18 protein-coding genes and 1 pseudogene are annotated in these 14,039 nt (G+C 53.9%); 12 read left to right on the forward strand and 7 right to left on the reverse strand.

Annotation, left to right across the window (positions count from 1 at the left end):
- On the forward strand, positions 1-660 hold a 660-nt coding region (locus BLS87_RS34340; protein ID WP_167362130.1), incomplete at its 5' end, for a hypothetical protein.
- Between the two features lie 10 nt (positions 661-670).
- A complete protein-coding gene (locus BLS87_RS30725; protein ID WP_074758817.1) occupies positions 671-1,111 on the forward strand; it encodes a DUF421 domain-containing protein in 441 nt (146 codons plus the stop codon).
- 134 nt (positions 1,112-1,245) lie between these two features.
- Here BLS87_RS30725 and BLS87_RS30730 read toward each other — a convergent pair whose 3' ends face one another.
- Positions 1,246-1,467 (reverse strand): PLDc N-terminal domain-containing protein, encoded by a 222-nt coding sequence (locus BLS87_RS30730; protein WP_074758819.1) that lies wholly within the window; start codon positions 1,465-1,467, stop codon positions 1,246-1,248.
- A 19-nt stretch (positions 1,468-1,486) separates the two neighbouring features.
- Positions 1,487-2,710: a zinc-dependent alcohol dehydrogenase gene (locus BLS87_RS30735; protein WP_074758821.1), complete on the reverse strand. Its 1,224-nt coding sequence runs from the start codon at positions 2,708-2,710 to the stop codon at positions 1,487-1,489.
- A 201-nt stretch (positions 2,711-2,911) separates the two neighbouring features.
- Here BLS87_RS30735 and BLS87_RS30740 point away from each other — a divergent pair, with 201 nt between their 5' ends.
- Entirely contained in the window at positions 2,912-3,406 is a 495-nt protein-coding gene (locus BLS87_RS30740) for a CinA family protein (protein ID WP_074758823.1), read from the forward strand.
- Between the two features lie 275 nt (positions 3,407-3,681).
- On the opposite strand, the gene BLS87_RS30745 is transcribed toward BLS87_RS30740, so the two are convergent.
- On the reverse strand, positions 3,682-3,906 hold the full coding sequence (locus tag BLS87_RS30745; protein ID WP_074758933.1) for a DUF2188 domain-containing protein: 225 nt from the start codon (positions 3,904-3,906) through the stop codon (positions 3,682-3,684).
- 125 nt (positions 3,907-4,031) lie between these two features.
- Positions 4,032-4,547, reverse strand: a complete 516-nt coding sequence (locus tag BLS87_RS30750) for a DUF4142 domain-containing protein (protein WP_074758825.1) — start codon at positions 4,545-4,547, stop codon at positions 4,032-4,034.
- Positions 4,548-4,796: 249 nt separating this feature from the next.
- Between BLS87_RS30750 and BLS87_RS30755 the strand changes: the two genes are divergently transcribed.
- From BLS87_RS30755 to BLS87_RS30770, 4 genes are all read left to right on the forward strand, one after another.
- A complete protein-coding gene (locus BLS87_RS30755; protein WP_074758827.1) occupies positions 4,797-5,297 on the forward strand; it encodes a YciE/YciF ferroxidase family protein in 501 nt (166 codons plus the stop codon).
- Positions 5,298-5,489: 192 nt separating this feature from the next.
- A complete protein-coding gene (locus BLS87_RS30760; RefSeq protein ID WP_074758829.1) occupies positions 5,490-6,374 on the forward strand; it encodes a manganese catalase family protein in 885 nt (294 codons plus the stop codon).
- A 69-nt stretch (positions 6,375-6,443) separates the two neighbouring features.
- On the forward strand, positions 6,444-6,644 hold the full coding sequence (locus BLS87_RS30765) for a hypothetical protein (RefSeq protein ID WP_074758831.1): 201 nt from the start codon (positions 6,444-6,446) through the stop codon (positions 6,642-6,644).
- 440 nt (positions 6,645-7,084) lie between these two features.
- Complete coding sequence (locus tag BLS87_RS30770) at positions 7,085-7,309, forward strand: DUF6555 family protein (RefSeq protein ID WP_074758833.1); 225 nt, start codon at positions 7,085-7,087, stop codon at positions 7,307-7,309.
- 255 nt (positions 7,310-7,564) lie between these two features.
- Here BLS87_RS30770 and BLS87_RS30775 read toward each other — a convergent pair whose 3' ends face one another.
- Complete coding sequence (locus BLS87_RS30775; RefSeq protein ID WP_074758835.1) at positions 7,565-7,807, reverse strand: hypothetical protein; 243 nt, start codon at positions 7,805-7,807, stop codon at positions 7,565-7,567.
- Positions 7,808-7,982: 175 nt separating this feature from the next.
- Here BLS87_RS30775 and BLS87_RS30780 point away from each other — a divergent pair, with 175 nt between their 5' ends.
- The 5 genes from BLS87_RS30780 to BLS87_RS30800 all read left to right on the forward strand — a co-directional run bounded on the left by BLS87_RS30780 (position 7,983) and on the right by BLS87_RS30800 (position 12,491).
- Entirely contained in the window at positions 7,983-8,234 is a 252-nt protein-coding gene (locus BLS87_RS30780; protein ID WP_074758837.1) for a DUF1652 domain-containing protein, read from the forward strand.
- A 17-nt stretch (positions 8,235-8,251) separates the two neighbouring features.
- Complete coding sequence (locus BLS87_RS30785; protein WP_143024526.1) at positions 8,252-8,608, forward strand: hypothetical protein; 357 nt, start codon at positions 8,252-8,254, stop codon at positions 8,606-8,608.
- Between the two features lie 613 nt (positions 8,609-9,221).
- Complete coding sequence (locus BLS87_RS30790) at positions 9,222-11,276, forward strand: hybrid sensor histidine kinase/response regulator (RefSeq protein ID WP_074758841.1); 2,055 nt, start codon at positions 9,222-9,224, stop codon at positions 11,274-11,276.
- Between the two features lie 112 nt (positions 11,277-11,388).
- Positions 11,389-11,760: a histone-like nucleoid-structuring protein, MvaT/MvaU family gene (locus BLS87_RS30795; RefSeq protein ID WP_074758843.1), complete on the forward strand. Its 372-nt coding sequence runs from the start codon at positions 11,389-11,391 to the stop codon at positions 11,758-11,760.
- 179 nt (positions 11,761-11,939) lie between these two features.
- On the forward strand, positions 11,940-12,491 hold the full coding sequence (locus BLS87_RS30800; protein ID WP_074758845.1) for a hypothetical protein: 552 nt from the start codon (positions 11,940-11,942) through the stop codon (positions 12,489-12,491).
- A 298-nt stretch (positions 12,492-12,789) separates the two neighbouring features.
- On the opposite strand, the pseudogene BLS87_RS35420 reads toward BLS87_RS30800, so the two are convergent.
- Both BLS87_RS35420 and BLS87_RS30810 read right to left on the reverse strand, forming a co-directional pair.
- A pseudogene (locus BLS87_RS35420) lies at positions 12,790-12,942 on the reverse strand (DUF7693 family protein); the annotation flags it as partial.
- A gap of 30 nt (positions 12,943-12,972) precedes the next feature.
- A complete protein-coding gene (locus BLS87_RS30810) occupies positions 12,973-13,974 on the reverse strand; it encodes a metallophosphoesterase (RefSeq protein ID WP_074758935.1) in 1,002 nt (333 codons plus the stop codon).
- Positions 13,975-14,039 lie beyond the last annotated feature (65 nt).

Genomic DNA, 14,039 nt, shown 5'->3' on the forward strand with positions numbered 1-14,039 from the left:
AGCTTATCCACAATTGCTGGGGCAAAAATCAGCAATCCGTCCTGGGTCAATTTTCAATCGGCAGGGTGGGTCAGTTTTAAATCAGCGCCAACAGCGCTACGCTGTAACTGGCGGCAAGCCAATCCTCTGAGCGGATATCCCCCCTTCATGAATGCTCATGACCAGGAAATGCAGAACAGGCGTCATCCAGTCGATGAGGATATTGCACTCCAGCGCCAAATCTGGCGCTTCCAGCGGGTGGGTTGGTACGCGCTGGTCGCGGTTGTTCTGCTGACGCTGTTTGGCCTTTTCTCACATGGGTTGCTTAGCTCGACGACAGCAACGTCTGCGCAAAAGGATCTAACGGTGGACTACGAACGGTTCCACCGCAGCGGGGGCGTTAATGCGATGGTTATCCATAGTCGCGGAGAACCCGGTAAGCCTCACACTGTTGTCCTCGGTAACGCCATGATGCAGGGATTCAGCATCGACTCCATTCAGCCTCAGCCCGTCAGCTCAGCGGGTACTCGACAGGGGCTGAGATTGACCCTGATTGGCGATGGGAACGGTGAGAGTGTGCTCTATCTGGCATGGCGAAGTGACGGCTTGGGCCTTTACGAAAGCGACATCTCAGTCGAAGGCGGTGGCCACGTTTCCTTCAACCAATTCATTTACCCGTAGGTAGAAAAACATGGACGCGGTCTTGCGGGCAGGTGCCATCTATATAGCTCTAATGGTGCTGTTTCGAATTTCGGGTCGTCGCTCGTTAGGCGAGATGACTTCATTCGATTTTGTGCTGCTATTGATCATCGGTGAGGCAACCCAACAAGCACTGTTGGGCGACGATTTCTCGATCACCAATGCCATCCTGGTCATCGTTACGCTTCTGTCCATAGACATCGGTTTTTCCCTCTTGAAAAGACGCTCGAAGCGCATAGGGAAGTTGATCGATGGAGGGCCCACCATTGTGGTGGAGAACGGCATTTTCTTGCGCCATCGCATGCATGAGTCCAGGGTTCAAGAAGACGACATCATGCAAGCGGCGCGGCTAGGGCAGGGAGTTGAGAACGTTGACCAAATCAAATTCGCCATCATCGAGCGCAATGGCAAGATTTCGATTATCACTCGGTGAGCAGGCCGTTTTCCACAGCAGCGATAGGGCATTCCAGTAACAGGCTGCGGTGTCTCTCCTGAGTGCTTTAGGCGGGCGTCTATGGGCATGAGGCCGGCCGCCGATCTGTGATCGCCAGCGCAAGCCCCTATTTGCTAACCCTTGCTATGCTCTTCAGAGGTCGGAGGTTCTGCAACACCCCGTGGCCCCGCGATGCCCCAGATGACCAGGCCAACGACTGGAAGCACCAATAGCAGAATCGCCCATCCGACTTTTGTTCCTGAAGATTTTGTCGTGTGCCAGACACTCGCGATGGCCCATAGGTCGACCAACAGTACGATCACGGCCAGCGCGGCCCAGAAAAATGTCACCTCCATCTCACACCTCCTTTGCCAATTACACAGCAGGCACAGTCGCAAATGAGTCGATTTCCGGCAGCGCGATATCGCTGCCGCCCGGCGTCAGAATGACCTTACGGCAGTCTTCCTTTTTCTTGTCGAAAATCTTGTAGCCCTCAGCCGCCTGCTCCAGCGACATGCGGTGGGTAATGATCGCTTCAGGTTCCAGACGGCCCATCTCGATATGCTCAAGCAGTTCCGGGAGGAAGCGCTGAACGTGCGTCTGGCCCATCTTGAACGTAAGCCCTTTATCGAACGCATCGCCGAAGAGGAAACCGTGGATGAAACCCGAATACACACCGGGAACGCTGACCACGCCACCACGTCGCACTGCTGCAATGCATTGGCGCAGCGCTTTACCGCTGCTGCCTTCGAGCTTGAGCGTCGCCAAGACAGCTTCTGTGGTGCTGCCTTTGGCTTCAAAACCGACAGCGTCGACGACGCCATCGACACCGCGCATGCCAGGCGTCTGGCGGATGATGGTATCCGCCGGGTCGTCGTCTTCATCGAAATTGATCGGGATCACACCGTACGTTCGCTGGGCATAGGCGAGGCGGTAGGGGTGATGGTCAACCATGAAGATCCGGTCGGCGCCTAGCATACGAGCGACCGCAGCGCTGAGAAGCCCGACCGGGCCGGCGCCGTAAATGGCGATGCTTGAGCCTTGACCAATACCGGTATTTGTCACGGCCTGGAACGCAGTGGGGAGGATGTCGGAAAGGAACAACACCTTCTCATCGGCCAGCGTCCCCGGCACTTTGAATGGCCCGGTATTGGCTTTTGGCACCCGTACATACTCGGCCTGACCGCCGGGAATGCCTCCGTACATGTGGCTGAACCCGAACAACGCCGCGCCTGGGGGAATTGCCTTTTTATTGATGATCGCACCGCGTCCGGTATTGGTGGTCTCACAGGCAGCATAAAGGTCTTGCTGGCAGAAGAAACAGTCACCGCACGCGATCACGAAGGGAATGACAACCCGATCACCCGGTTGGACAGCCGTCACCGCAGATCCCGTCTCCTCGACGATGCCCATGAACTCATGGCCGAAAATGTCACCGTGTTCAACGGTCGGTATCTTGCCTCTGTACAGATGCAGATCCGAGCCGCAAATAGCGGTAGCAGTAACGCGCAGGATGATGTCGTCGGCGTCTTGAATCGTGGGGTCTGGAACGGTGTCCACTTTCACGTCATGCGCGCCATGGTAAGTCAGTGCTCTCATATCGATCTCCGCAGTTTGAAGGGCCTGTAATTAGCGGAGCGGGTATGAGCGCTATTAGTTCATGAAGTTGATAGGCAGCGGGGATCAGCGGTAGGGCTCGCGAACTGATTTCACGAAGCCTTCAGCTCGCTTGTAAGTATCTGAGACGAAGGTATTGCTCACGTGTCCAAAATCAAGCCAAGCCTAAAAGAGGTGCGCGTGATGGTCGAGGACATTGTTTACTACCTGAGGCAGCACTCACTCCTGCTGGCAACGGCTGAATCTTGTACGGCGGGCCGGGTAATCGCTTTGCTTGCCGAGGTTCCTGGTAGCGGCTCACTGGTCGAGTGCGGATACGTGGTTTATTCGCCCGAGGCCAAACAACGGCTGCTAGGGGTTCGTGCAAAGACTATTGAGCATTTCAACCTCACCAGTCTTGAGGTGGCCAGGGAGATGGCGCTGGGCGTCCTTCAGGATAGTCCTGCAACGGTCGCCATAGCGACCACTGGACTGTGTGGGAATGAGGATGTCGATGGTATCCCTGCGGAAACTGTTTGCTTTGCTTGGGGGTTTCAGAGCGACGGTCGCACAAATGTGTTCGCGCGTAGAGAGCGTTTCTTTGGGGACAGGAAAGAGATGCAACAAATGGCGGCGCTCCATGCACTCAAGCTTTTGCCTCATTTTCACCAAAGGATGCTCGCAGGCGAAACCAGCTGAGCATAGTCTCAGTGCATCTTCACACACTCATTTTGCTGTCGTCTCGCTCTCATTTGCGTGGGGTTGCTCCTCAGATTTGCCTAATACGTAGCACGGGTGAAGCTGCCCGTTCGAATGAGTCTTCACTACGACGCTGAGGAGCTTCCCGCCGTCCTGAAGCGTCACATTTGCATCGTTCGCGGATAAGGCGTCAATCACGTCGGATGCTTCAGAACATTAAAAAAGCTCTCCCGTGACTGCGGAAAACTCATCCGCACGGGGCAGGCTTCATGCAATCAACCCTTGGTCTTCGCTGGGTCTGCACTGCGCGGATAGGTACGCTCTTCCTGGATTGTCCCGTCTTCCTTGTGGACTTTGAGCGATGCCGTTTTGTCCGAGAGAAATTCGCCTGCGAGCATCATGATCTCTGCCTTTGTAGTAGCTGTTTTTGACGCTCGCTGGGCACCCTGCTTTGTCAGCGCCCATCCGCTCTCAGATTTGGTGATGTGATAATTGTCCACCATGTTTCTCCCGCGTTGATTGCCACCTAGTTAGGGCTACCCATATTTTAGGCAGCCACTACAGGCCGACCTCAAAAAGGCCGACCCTTTGTGGTTTTGCGAATTGTCATATCAGCTTTTCGACATCATTTTGCGGCATCGCCGCCATGAGCTTTCGACAGTGCCTGAGCTTCGGACAGATGCGCTTTCAGCTTTGGCAGCGTCTCAGTTGCAAAGGCTTTCAGATCCGCATCCTTACCGTTTGCAGCTTCTTCTTCGAACAATTTGATCGTGGCTTCATGAGCCTTGACCTGATTGTTCGCGTAGGCCTGGTCAAAAGATTTTGCGCTTCGCAGTTCCAGAATCATGGCCTTGGCCTTATCCATCAGCTGGGCGTCATCGGACACTTTCAGGTTCTTGGAGGTCGCCAGCGTTTTGAGTTTGTCGTTGGCGGCGGAGTGATCCTTGATCATCATTTCAGCGAAGCTCTTCACGTCGGCAGCTGTACCTTTCTCTTGAGCAAGCTTGCCAGCTTCGACTTCGGCTACACCCTTCGCAGACGCGTCTTCCACGAAGTCATCGTTGTCTTGAGCCGCATAGGCTCCTTGGCTTGCGATCCCGATAAGAATCGCCAGCACAGAGGTACGTACTAAGTTGGTCATTTGATCATTCCTTTGCTGATAAAAGATGGGTGCCCCAGGCACCTGAATCTCGACTGGCTAATTTTTTCACGGTTCCGAGAATCTTCATCAACGGTCAGCAAGCGTGTCGGTAACCGTCAAGAAGTGCATTTCGTCGGCGTGCTTCGTGCGCGCTCGAACGTCCCTCGTTTTTGCAGGGTCGAGTGTTTACTGGCGCGCAGTCGCCCAGTACACCATTGACTAACCCCTTCATTGGATGAGGATGTAATCATGGCAAGAACCACCGTTGACGATCTGTTTATCCACGAACTGTCCGACGTTTACAGCGCGGAGAAGCAAATCACCAAGGCGCTTCCGCGACTGGCCCGTGCGGCGACTAACCCTAAACTTTCAGAGGCGTTTACATCCCACCTGGAGGAGACCCAAGGTCAGATCGAACGCATTGATCAACTCGTTGAACAGGCCGGACTGAAGCTCAAACGCATGAAGTGCGTGGCCATGGAGGGGCTGGTCGAAGAGAGCAAAGAGTTACTCGATGAAATCGAGAAAGGCGAGGTGCTGGACGCAGCGCTGATTGGTGCCTGCCAGAAAGTTGAGCACTATGAAATTGCCAGCTACGGCACGCTGATCGCGATGGCCAAACATCTCGGGATGACCGACGCGGCTAACCTTCTGGCTGAGACGCTGGCAGAGGAGAAGTCGGCTGATGAGAAACTGTCGGCTATTGCTGAGCAGGGCGGGAACCAAGCGGCGACGATGACCAAGAAGTGAGTAGGGTCTCGTGGGTTTAAGTATTTTTATGAATTTGCAATGGGGCGCATTAGCTTGGCAATACCCCGTTTTTTGCACTAAGTCATGACCGTGCCATAGGCATCTAAAGAGAAGTTCGCGTGCAGCCAGTTGCGTGTATTTATGCAGCGAGGATCTGCTCGTCTCATGAAAAGTTCTGATGGGAGAATCACCATGTTTCTTCACAACAAACGACTTCAATACACCGTGCGAGTAGCCGAGCCGAACCCCGGTTTGGCGAATCTGCTTCTTGAGCAATTCGGCGGGGCCCAAGGTGAACTTGCAGCCGCTACCCGCTACTTCACCCAAGCGCTGGCTGAGGAAGATCCAGGCCGCAAAGATCTGCTGCTCGACATCGCGACGGAAGAATTGAGCCACCTTGAAATTATTGGCTCGATCATCGTGATGCTGAACAAAGGCGCTAAAGGCAAGATGGCAGAGGGCGTCCAAGAGGAGGGCGAGCTGTACAGAGATATCAATGGTGCGGGCAATGACTCACACATCACCAGCCTGCTCTACGGTGGGGGTGCGCCATTGGTCAATTCTGCGGGTGTTCCCTGGACGGCGGCCTACATCGATACCATCGGTGAGCCTACGGCTGATTTCCGCTCGAACATCGCCGCTGAAGCCCGCGCAAAGATCGTCTACGAACGACTCATGAACGTCACTACCGATCCCGGCATCAAAGACGCTCTCGGCTTTCTGATGACCCGCGAGATCGCTCATCAGTTGTCATTCGAAAAAGCACTTCATTCTATCCAGCCGAACTTTCCTCAAGGAAAGCTTCCGGGCATGCCTGAGTTCTCTCGCACCTATTTCAGCATGTCCAATGGCGAGCCGAACGTCCGGGGGCCTTGGAACAGCGATGCCGAGTTTGAGTACGTCGAGAATCCGCATCCAGCTGTAGACGGAGGTGACGGAACGGCGTCGGTGACCCTGAGCGAAGACGACTCCGTAACGCTCACCATGATGAAAGAGCGAACCAAATCCGACACAGAGAATGATCCGGTGACCGGCGCAGACCTGGGTTCTGGATTGGCCCAGGGAGTCAAGGAGTGAGCGGCGGTGTGAACGTCCGCGACTGATCCGCGCAAGCCGGCATGAATAAACACTGTGAGGGTGACAGCCATGAGTGCATCGACAAAGACCACCATTACGAGCGGCGACGCCGATGGAGCAGAACGCCAGATAAGCTATGAGGCGTATTTGCGACGCTTCGAGGTTGAAGCGGCGGCCTTCGAAAGGGGGTTCAAAACGGCGTTGTTCATCGAGCAGTTCAAAGCGGGTTTGCTGCCAAACGCTGATCGCAAAAGCCAACGCCTGCAGTAGCCGTTCATCTCATTTTGGTAAAAATTCGAAAACGAGATCACTGGTTTATGACTCAGATCTTTTGAGTCTCCATTTGTAACTCCTTCACTTGCCCGCATTTGATGCGGGCTTTTTTTGCTCTTCGCAAGGTATGTGTCTTCGGCAAGCCTGCACGCACGCGCGAACAGCCACGTGAGAAGTCCTAGGAAGTTGCACCGATGAGGACATGAGCGACGCAGAGGGGAATAATTTGGTCGCCGCAGCTCATCCAACGCAACTTTACGTAGAAGCTAACGACCCCGACGTTGTGCCGGGGTCGTCTCTGTGTCGCGCCTCCGGCATCGCGGTAAAGCCACACGCCAGTCAGCAGCGGATTGTCGCCATTCTGCTGTTCAAAAAGGGAATTTTTTCTGTGGCGGACAATCTTTGGCTTATCAGAAGGAGCATGCCAAGGAGTAAAAATGGCTCAGGAAAAACATTACCGCGTCGACTACCTGCTGAATGGGAACTACAAGACCTTTTACATCCGCGCCTCCAAAATGGACAACGCCGAAGCCTGGCATTGGGCGACCGTCGACGCTGGTGTGGGGCAGTTGCCAAAGTACAGAACTGACCCGGTTACGAAGCTCAGCAAGCCGCAGGCTGAGAAGCATGGCATCACTGATGTGGAATGGCGCTCGGCTTGAGTATCCCTGACGGTCGACCCTCTGCATATTTGGGCAGTTCTGTCTTAAGTCCCCGCCGGTGGTAAGAGGCGACTCTGGGGAATTGGGCCTCAGCAACATGGGCAGCGTGTGTTTCGATGCTGGACGACCGTCAAGGGTGCTGTGCCCCGAATGTCCACTCGTGGATCCCAAGGGGTTCACTGAATGGAATTTTTTGCGTCCATCTGTACAAAAGATGTGACTCGCAAATCATTGCTGCAGGCTTACGTACGTTGATCAGAGTTCGCTGACTTCTCCAGTGGCTACGGCCACAGAGGCGAGCCCGTTTCCCATATCAGTGATCGAGTTTTGAAAATTGGCGAAACACTGGGAAAGCGATTGCCGTGAGTCGACAGTTTGGTCGCCCGTCAGGTGCTTTACATGGGCCAACTCGAATTGCTCAAGCTCATTGACCGCATCGCGCAGTGATCGTAGCAAGGACGCGATCTGGGTAATGTGTACTGCGTTGGCTGAAGTCATGCGCGCTCCTGGAGATGCGAAGACCGGAAACATTTGGACACCATGAGTTCTTTCGAGTGCGTAGCAAATTGGCTAAACAGACAGCGTATGGTCGCCAGGCATTTGCCCACTTAAATATCTCGAATCTTCCGGTAACACGAGAGTCCACCATGAACAACAACAAGGAGTTTTCGTCATGGCAATATCACCCCTAGAGCTGCGCCACATCGTTGAGTGTGGATTTCTGCCCATGCAATGCCGATGCTCGATTGACGAGAGAGGATTTTTATCGATTGATCTGGTCGACCCAGCCTCTGGCAGGAATCTCGTAGCAGGCGGCATATCGGTTGCTGAACTCAGCACGAGTCGCGCCATTGCGAATTTCATTGCCGAATTGAAGACTAAGGTCGCCTCCAGCTCCGATGCGAATATCAGAAATACTGCGTAACCGCGCGGTGTACCCAGGTGCTGTGGATAGCTGAGAGAACTTTTGGTTTGGGTACGCTGAGAGTAGGATCAGGCATCGGCATGGGAGGGAAGGCGATGCAGTCAGGATCAGTCAAAGTGGTGCTCACATTGGGGGCTCTGATTTCCTGCATCGGTGCTATTTACACTTTCCGAGTTGTTGCGGATGAGGTCAGCTATCTCTACATCATCTTGAAATTGCCGGTTGAAGCCCACTCTGATGTCGTTTCAACATCTTGGCTGCTCCCCGCCTCAACGCAAGATACGCCCTCCCTGGTCTCCCAGGATGCGATCCGAGAAGTCCTCGGGACGAGTTCTATTATGGCGATCAATGGTGTTTCAGAAGGGGGGCGGTAGTTTTTCTTCACACCCTTTTCACAATGGGTGAGCTAGCTTTTTGATGATGCTCCTGCAAGAAAACTTAAGCCCGCTCCCCGATCGCGGGTTTTTCTTTGCCTCCAATTTGATCGTTTGAGATGACGAGTGATGTCTGGCTCAGCATGTTTGGCAGCATGTCTACAACTCTGAGCGTCCGGCGTTGGCTGTATGCCCGGCGACTCCGCTACCCGGTTGCTTGATCAGGCACAGTCTGCAAGATGTTCAGAAAAGGAGCAGACGTTTTCCTTTGGACGCCGACTTGCCAACGCAGACGCTGCTGGGTGTTGGTGCTAAAGGCGATTTGGTTATAGATAACTCGCTCAGCTCACAAGCGCCTAGGATGGCTCGAATCACGCTTTCTTGAGCAAGTCGATTATTTTCTGATGACCCTTGGCAGGTATGTCATGGTCAGCAGTTTTCTAAGGTCTTAGCGATCTGCGCGACAATCTCAGAGTTGGCGGGCCTAGCTCTGTTGCCCTCACCACTTTGCGATTCATAGCTGGCACCATCTAGGGCTAGGATCACCGGACGTAACCGCTATTCCCTAAAGTGCGGGCTCTGTCCGGCTGCCAAGATATTAACGAGGTTGTGAATGGATCAAGAAAACACTGCACCACCATCTCCAGCACAGCTTCAGTCACACGAGTTTTCAGCAGACGCTTCTGAACGTCTGCAACTCGCATTGGAGGCCGGCGCGATAATCGGCACTTGGGTGTGGGACATTCCAACTGATTCCGTGACTGCTGATGAGCGGTTTTCCCGCTCATTTGGCCTGTCGGCTGAACGGTGCAAAATTGGAATTCCTATCGCAGAGGCATTCTCGTCTATTCATCCCGACGACGTTGATCGCGTTGCTAGAGAAATACAGGAAACGATGGAGCGCGGGGGTGCATATCGATGCGAATACCGCGTTCGCCAAGACGACGGGAATTACCGGTGGGTTGAGGCTAGTGGACGCGCCGAGCTTAATGCAGACGGAGAGGCCGTTCGTTTTCCTGGGGTGCTGGTTGACATCGAACCGCGCCGAGCGGCAGAAGCGGATCGGGATAGAATGTCCGCGTTGCTGCGAACATTTGCAGCTGCTGTCCCAGGTGTTGTTTATGCGAAGGATTTGGAGGGCAGGATGCTGGTGGCCAACCATGGCACGACTGCGCTAATTGGGAAACCACCGGAGTTTTACCTGGGTAAGACGGATCTGGAGTTCTTGCCAGACAAGACCCAAGCGCGCCAGATAATGGAAACGGATCAGCGCATCATGCGAAGTGGTAAGCCAGTGCAGATTGAAGAGTCTGTCGATATGCCTGATGGATCGGCAACGATATGGCTCTCGGCAAAAGCCCCGCTGTTGGATGACTCTGGCGAAATCATCGGGCTGATCGGTTCGTCAATTGATGTGACTGCGCGAAAAAAGGCAGAGACTGCACTTCTGGAGCTCAATCGCGATTTGGAAGCTCGTGTGACTGAAGTCGTGGCTGAACGTGAAGCCGCTCACGCCGCGCTGCGTCAATCACAGAAAATGGAAGCGATTGGGCAACTCACCGGTGGTATCGCCCATGACTTCAATAACCTCCTTGCTGGTATTACAGGCAGTCTGGATCTGATCAAAATGCGCCTGAATCAAGGCCGTACTGCCGATGTTGAGCGCTATGTCTCAGTTGCGTACGGGGCGGCGCAAAGGGCAGCAGCGTTGACTCACCGGCTGTTGGCCTTTTCCCGTCGTCAAACCTTGCTCCCTGAACATACCGATGTTCATACCTTGATCGCCGAGATGGAGGAGCTCATTCGCCGAACTGTCGGGCCGACCATTGATTTGCAAGTTGACCTGACGGCTATGTCGAGCACTTGCCTTGTCGATCCAGCTCAAGTGGAAAATTCTTTGCTCAACTTGTGCATAAACGCGCGGGATGCGTTAGGGGAGGGTGGAAGGATTTCGATCAGCACTTTCAATCAAGTACTCGAACAAGGGCCCGAGCTTGATGCTGAGCTGCTTCCAGGAGCGTATCTGACTATCTGTGTTGCTGACGACGGTGCAGGGATGAGTCCAGAAACTCTTTCCAAAGCCTTCGAGCCTTTTTTCACAACCAAGCCGGTGGGCGCAGGAACGGGACTAGGGTTGTCCATGGTCTACGGTTTTGTGAAGCAATCGGGCGGACAGATGAAGATTGACTCCGAGGAAGGCGTAGGAACGCGTGTCTATTTGCAATTGCCAGTTGAGGCCGCCCAGGCTGAGGCCCTTAAGCAGACCGCGCCGAAGACGGACGTCGATTTGAACTTGTCAGGAGAAACAGTGCTTGTAGTTGATGATGAACCGTCCGTTCGGATGTTCGTAAGTGAGGCTCTCGGGAGCCTCGGCTATAGAGTCATTGAAGCCGCTGATGGGCTCGCGGGACTTCAGCTTCTCCAATCGGACACTCCCATTGACTTGCTGATCACCGACATAGGTCTTCCGGGCGGAATAGATGGGCGTCGTATGGCAGAATCGGCACGTAAATGTAGGCCACGCCTGCCAGTGTTGTTCATGACAGGGTACGCCGAACCTTCCGTCGCAGGAAACCAACCCCTAGAAGCTGCCACGGCAGTGTTGATCAAGCCCTTTGCGTTGGAGGCACTCACCTTACATGTGAATGGACTGCTTCGTAACACATAGTCGAATGCTTTGTGTCGCTGTCGAGTGGTGTCTCGGGCTGCACTTTTCGCAACTGTTACATGTCCAAGACCTACTAAAACGACTGACGTCATTAGGATAATAGGAGCATCACATGTCCCGTCTCGCCGAATTCCGCAAACTTGAACAACAGCTTGCCGCCCAATTGGCTGAGCTGGAAACACTGAAAAACGACGACGGCCTGAAAAAGGAAATCGAGTTTGAAACCAAACTGCGCGACCTCCTGGGTGAGTACAGCTTCAGTCTCCGTGACATAGTCAACATCCTAGACCCACAGGCAGGCAAAGGCCGTAAAGCGGCACCGGTCGTGGCGGAGAAAACGACTCGCAAGGCCCGCTCTGTAAAAGTCTACAAGAGCCCGCTTACAGGCGAGGTTGTAGAGACCAAGGGCGGCAACCACAAACTGCTCAAAGCGTGGAAAAATCAGTTTGGTAGCGCAGAGGTTGAGTCTTGGCTGGTCAAGTGATCTGTTGACCTAACGTTGAGAGCCGCCTTAGTGGCGGCTTTTTTGAGAGTACGATTTGGCGGAAAGGGGGCACGCCGAGGATCTTGCTGAAAAAGGTAGCACATCAAACATCTGACATGGCTTCATGAGAAAATCCAGATTAACAACTGAGCTACTAACTGATCAAGGATGCAGCATCCGTGGCCACGATCACTCATAAATACAACCTCGCAGTAGCGAATCAGATTGCGGGGAATGACCAGGAAATCGCCGACTGGCTACAGGGAGCCACCTTCGCGGAGGCGTCCACCGGACATTGGCTTGCCTGGCATGGTGATCTGCCCGATCGAATCGCGGTTTTATCACCGGATTCTGTTCCTGGTGAGAATCGCTATTGGATGTACCCTGAGGATGGCGAGTCAGTTGATATCGCCATAGCTCGCGTGGAGTCTGGAGAGTTTGATGAGACGGAAGTGTCAGAGCTCAACATCCATATTTGCGGATCAACGGATAGCCCGCTATTGCCCCTGAAGGATTACTCAGACATCGCTGTGGCCAGAGCGTATCTCCAAGGGTTCGTCCACGGGAACGTTGATTTTGGCGAGCCGCATCAGGCTCTGGGTAGGCTTGAGTTAATTTACGAGCGCTTCGGGCAAGGGGAGTTGAAAGAGCTTTTTGCTCAGGCTGCTGTTGCGTACAGCAATTACGCTCTCAGGGTAACCGCTGATCTAGGGCCTAAAGCGGGGCAGTAATTGATCAATGGCCTTGATCGACGGGACGTGCCGATTGATGTGGTGGAGAGGGGTTTCTATCTATTTTTGTTATTAAAATCAAATAGTTAACGCTATTTTTTTGTCACATTGCGAATGCTACTGTGCAAATCTGACGTCACAGGCACCGAATATTCGGGCCGCAACGTGAGGCAAGCTGAGCGCGCAGGCTGAAGGCCGCAGGTGTAACGGATGGAAGCTCGGAGGGCCAAAACGCGTCGCAGCTTGATTCACGACAGCCGGCCCCGGCGGGGAACACCAAGACCAACTTTTTCCATAAGAGCGCTTTCAGCATCCTCTCCAATGTTTGGTGCTCCCACGTGCTGAGCAGGGCCACGGGATCAGTCCCGAAACGATCACCAGGATCAAATACCCATCGCAAACCATCGGGGCTTGTAGCTGATTTGCAGTAATCCAGCGTATCGGAATCGCTGGAGAGGTGGCGCCGGGGGCGGCAGTAACCTCAGTCAAACAGCCTCACTAGCAGCAACTCAATCTGAGTGCCTTTGTACCTGGCTTTTAAATCTTCCAGCTTTGCTGCTCGTCGGTCGCCAGTGACGAGGCTAAGTCCGTGAAGGGCATTAACGAGTTCCTGGTGCTCGCCCACTTCCCGCTCCACCGCCAGCCAAGCCGTATGTGCGCGACGAGCTATGTCGTTGCACTCCTTACTGAGGCTTTGCGATTCAATCAGCTTATTCGCGTGAACCGTTACCCTAAGCTCACTTACCTTTTGCTCAAGCTCGGCCAGGCGCTCTGTAAGCATCGCTGTCTGATCAAGAGATACTGATCGCCCATCTACGTAAATCGTGTCGTCCTGAGGGCAATAGATCGCCAGAGGCCCGTCTCCCCCGCCCGTGCAGTCAAGCGCAAGCACATTCCCCAAGCGTATAGGGTTTGGTACCCAAGTATGTCCCGTGCACACTCTCCAGACCCCTGAAATACCTTGGCGGTGATGTCTTTTGATGCGCTCGCGTCCCCAGAGGGCAATCTCTTCAATCTGCGGATTGTCGATATCCCGCACGAATTCAGGCCATGCCATTCCGCTGGGGACATCGGCGTGAACGACCCCAACCAACCCACAGGAAGTTTCGATCTCGATAATGGTTGGGAGGCTCTCAAGCTTCGCAATGATCATTGCCTTGGATTCATCTTGAATCGTCTGCCACCAACGGGCGCCATGGGAGGAGTAGGGGAGATCGGGATTCGTCCGGTAGGCATCGATGAGCATCAGCTCATGATTACCCTTCACCGTGAAAAACCAGGGTTCTCCCAAGAGCTTGAGACCATCCAGGACGCCCGACCCACGGTCAATGAGGTCGCCCACGCCAATGAGCCGGTCTTTGGATCTGTCGAAGCCAAGCTTGTGCAAAGCGCGGTGGAGATCGATAGTTTTGAAGTGAATGTCGCCAACAATGAAGTCACGTCCAGCATCATTCTTTGGAAGTCTCAGTACTCTCTGATTCATGCCGGCAGTACCCTCAAGCAGTGCGTCACCCAGCAGGTAACGGAACCTGTATTGTCTGACTTCCG

It is taken from the genome of Pseudomonas abietaniphila (assembly GCF_900100795.1).
Taxonomy (GTDB): domain Bacteria; phylum Pseudomonadota; class Gammaproteobacteria; order Pseudomonadales; family Pseudomonadaceae; genus Aquipseudomonas; species Aquipseudomonas abietaniphila.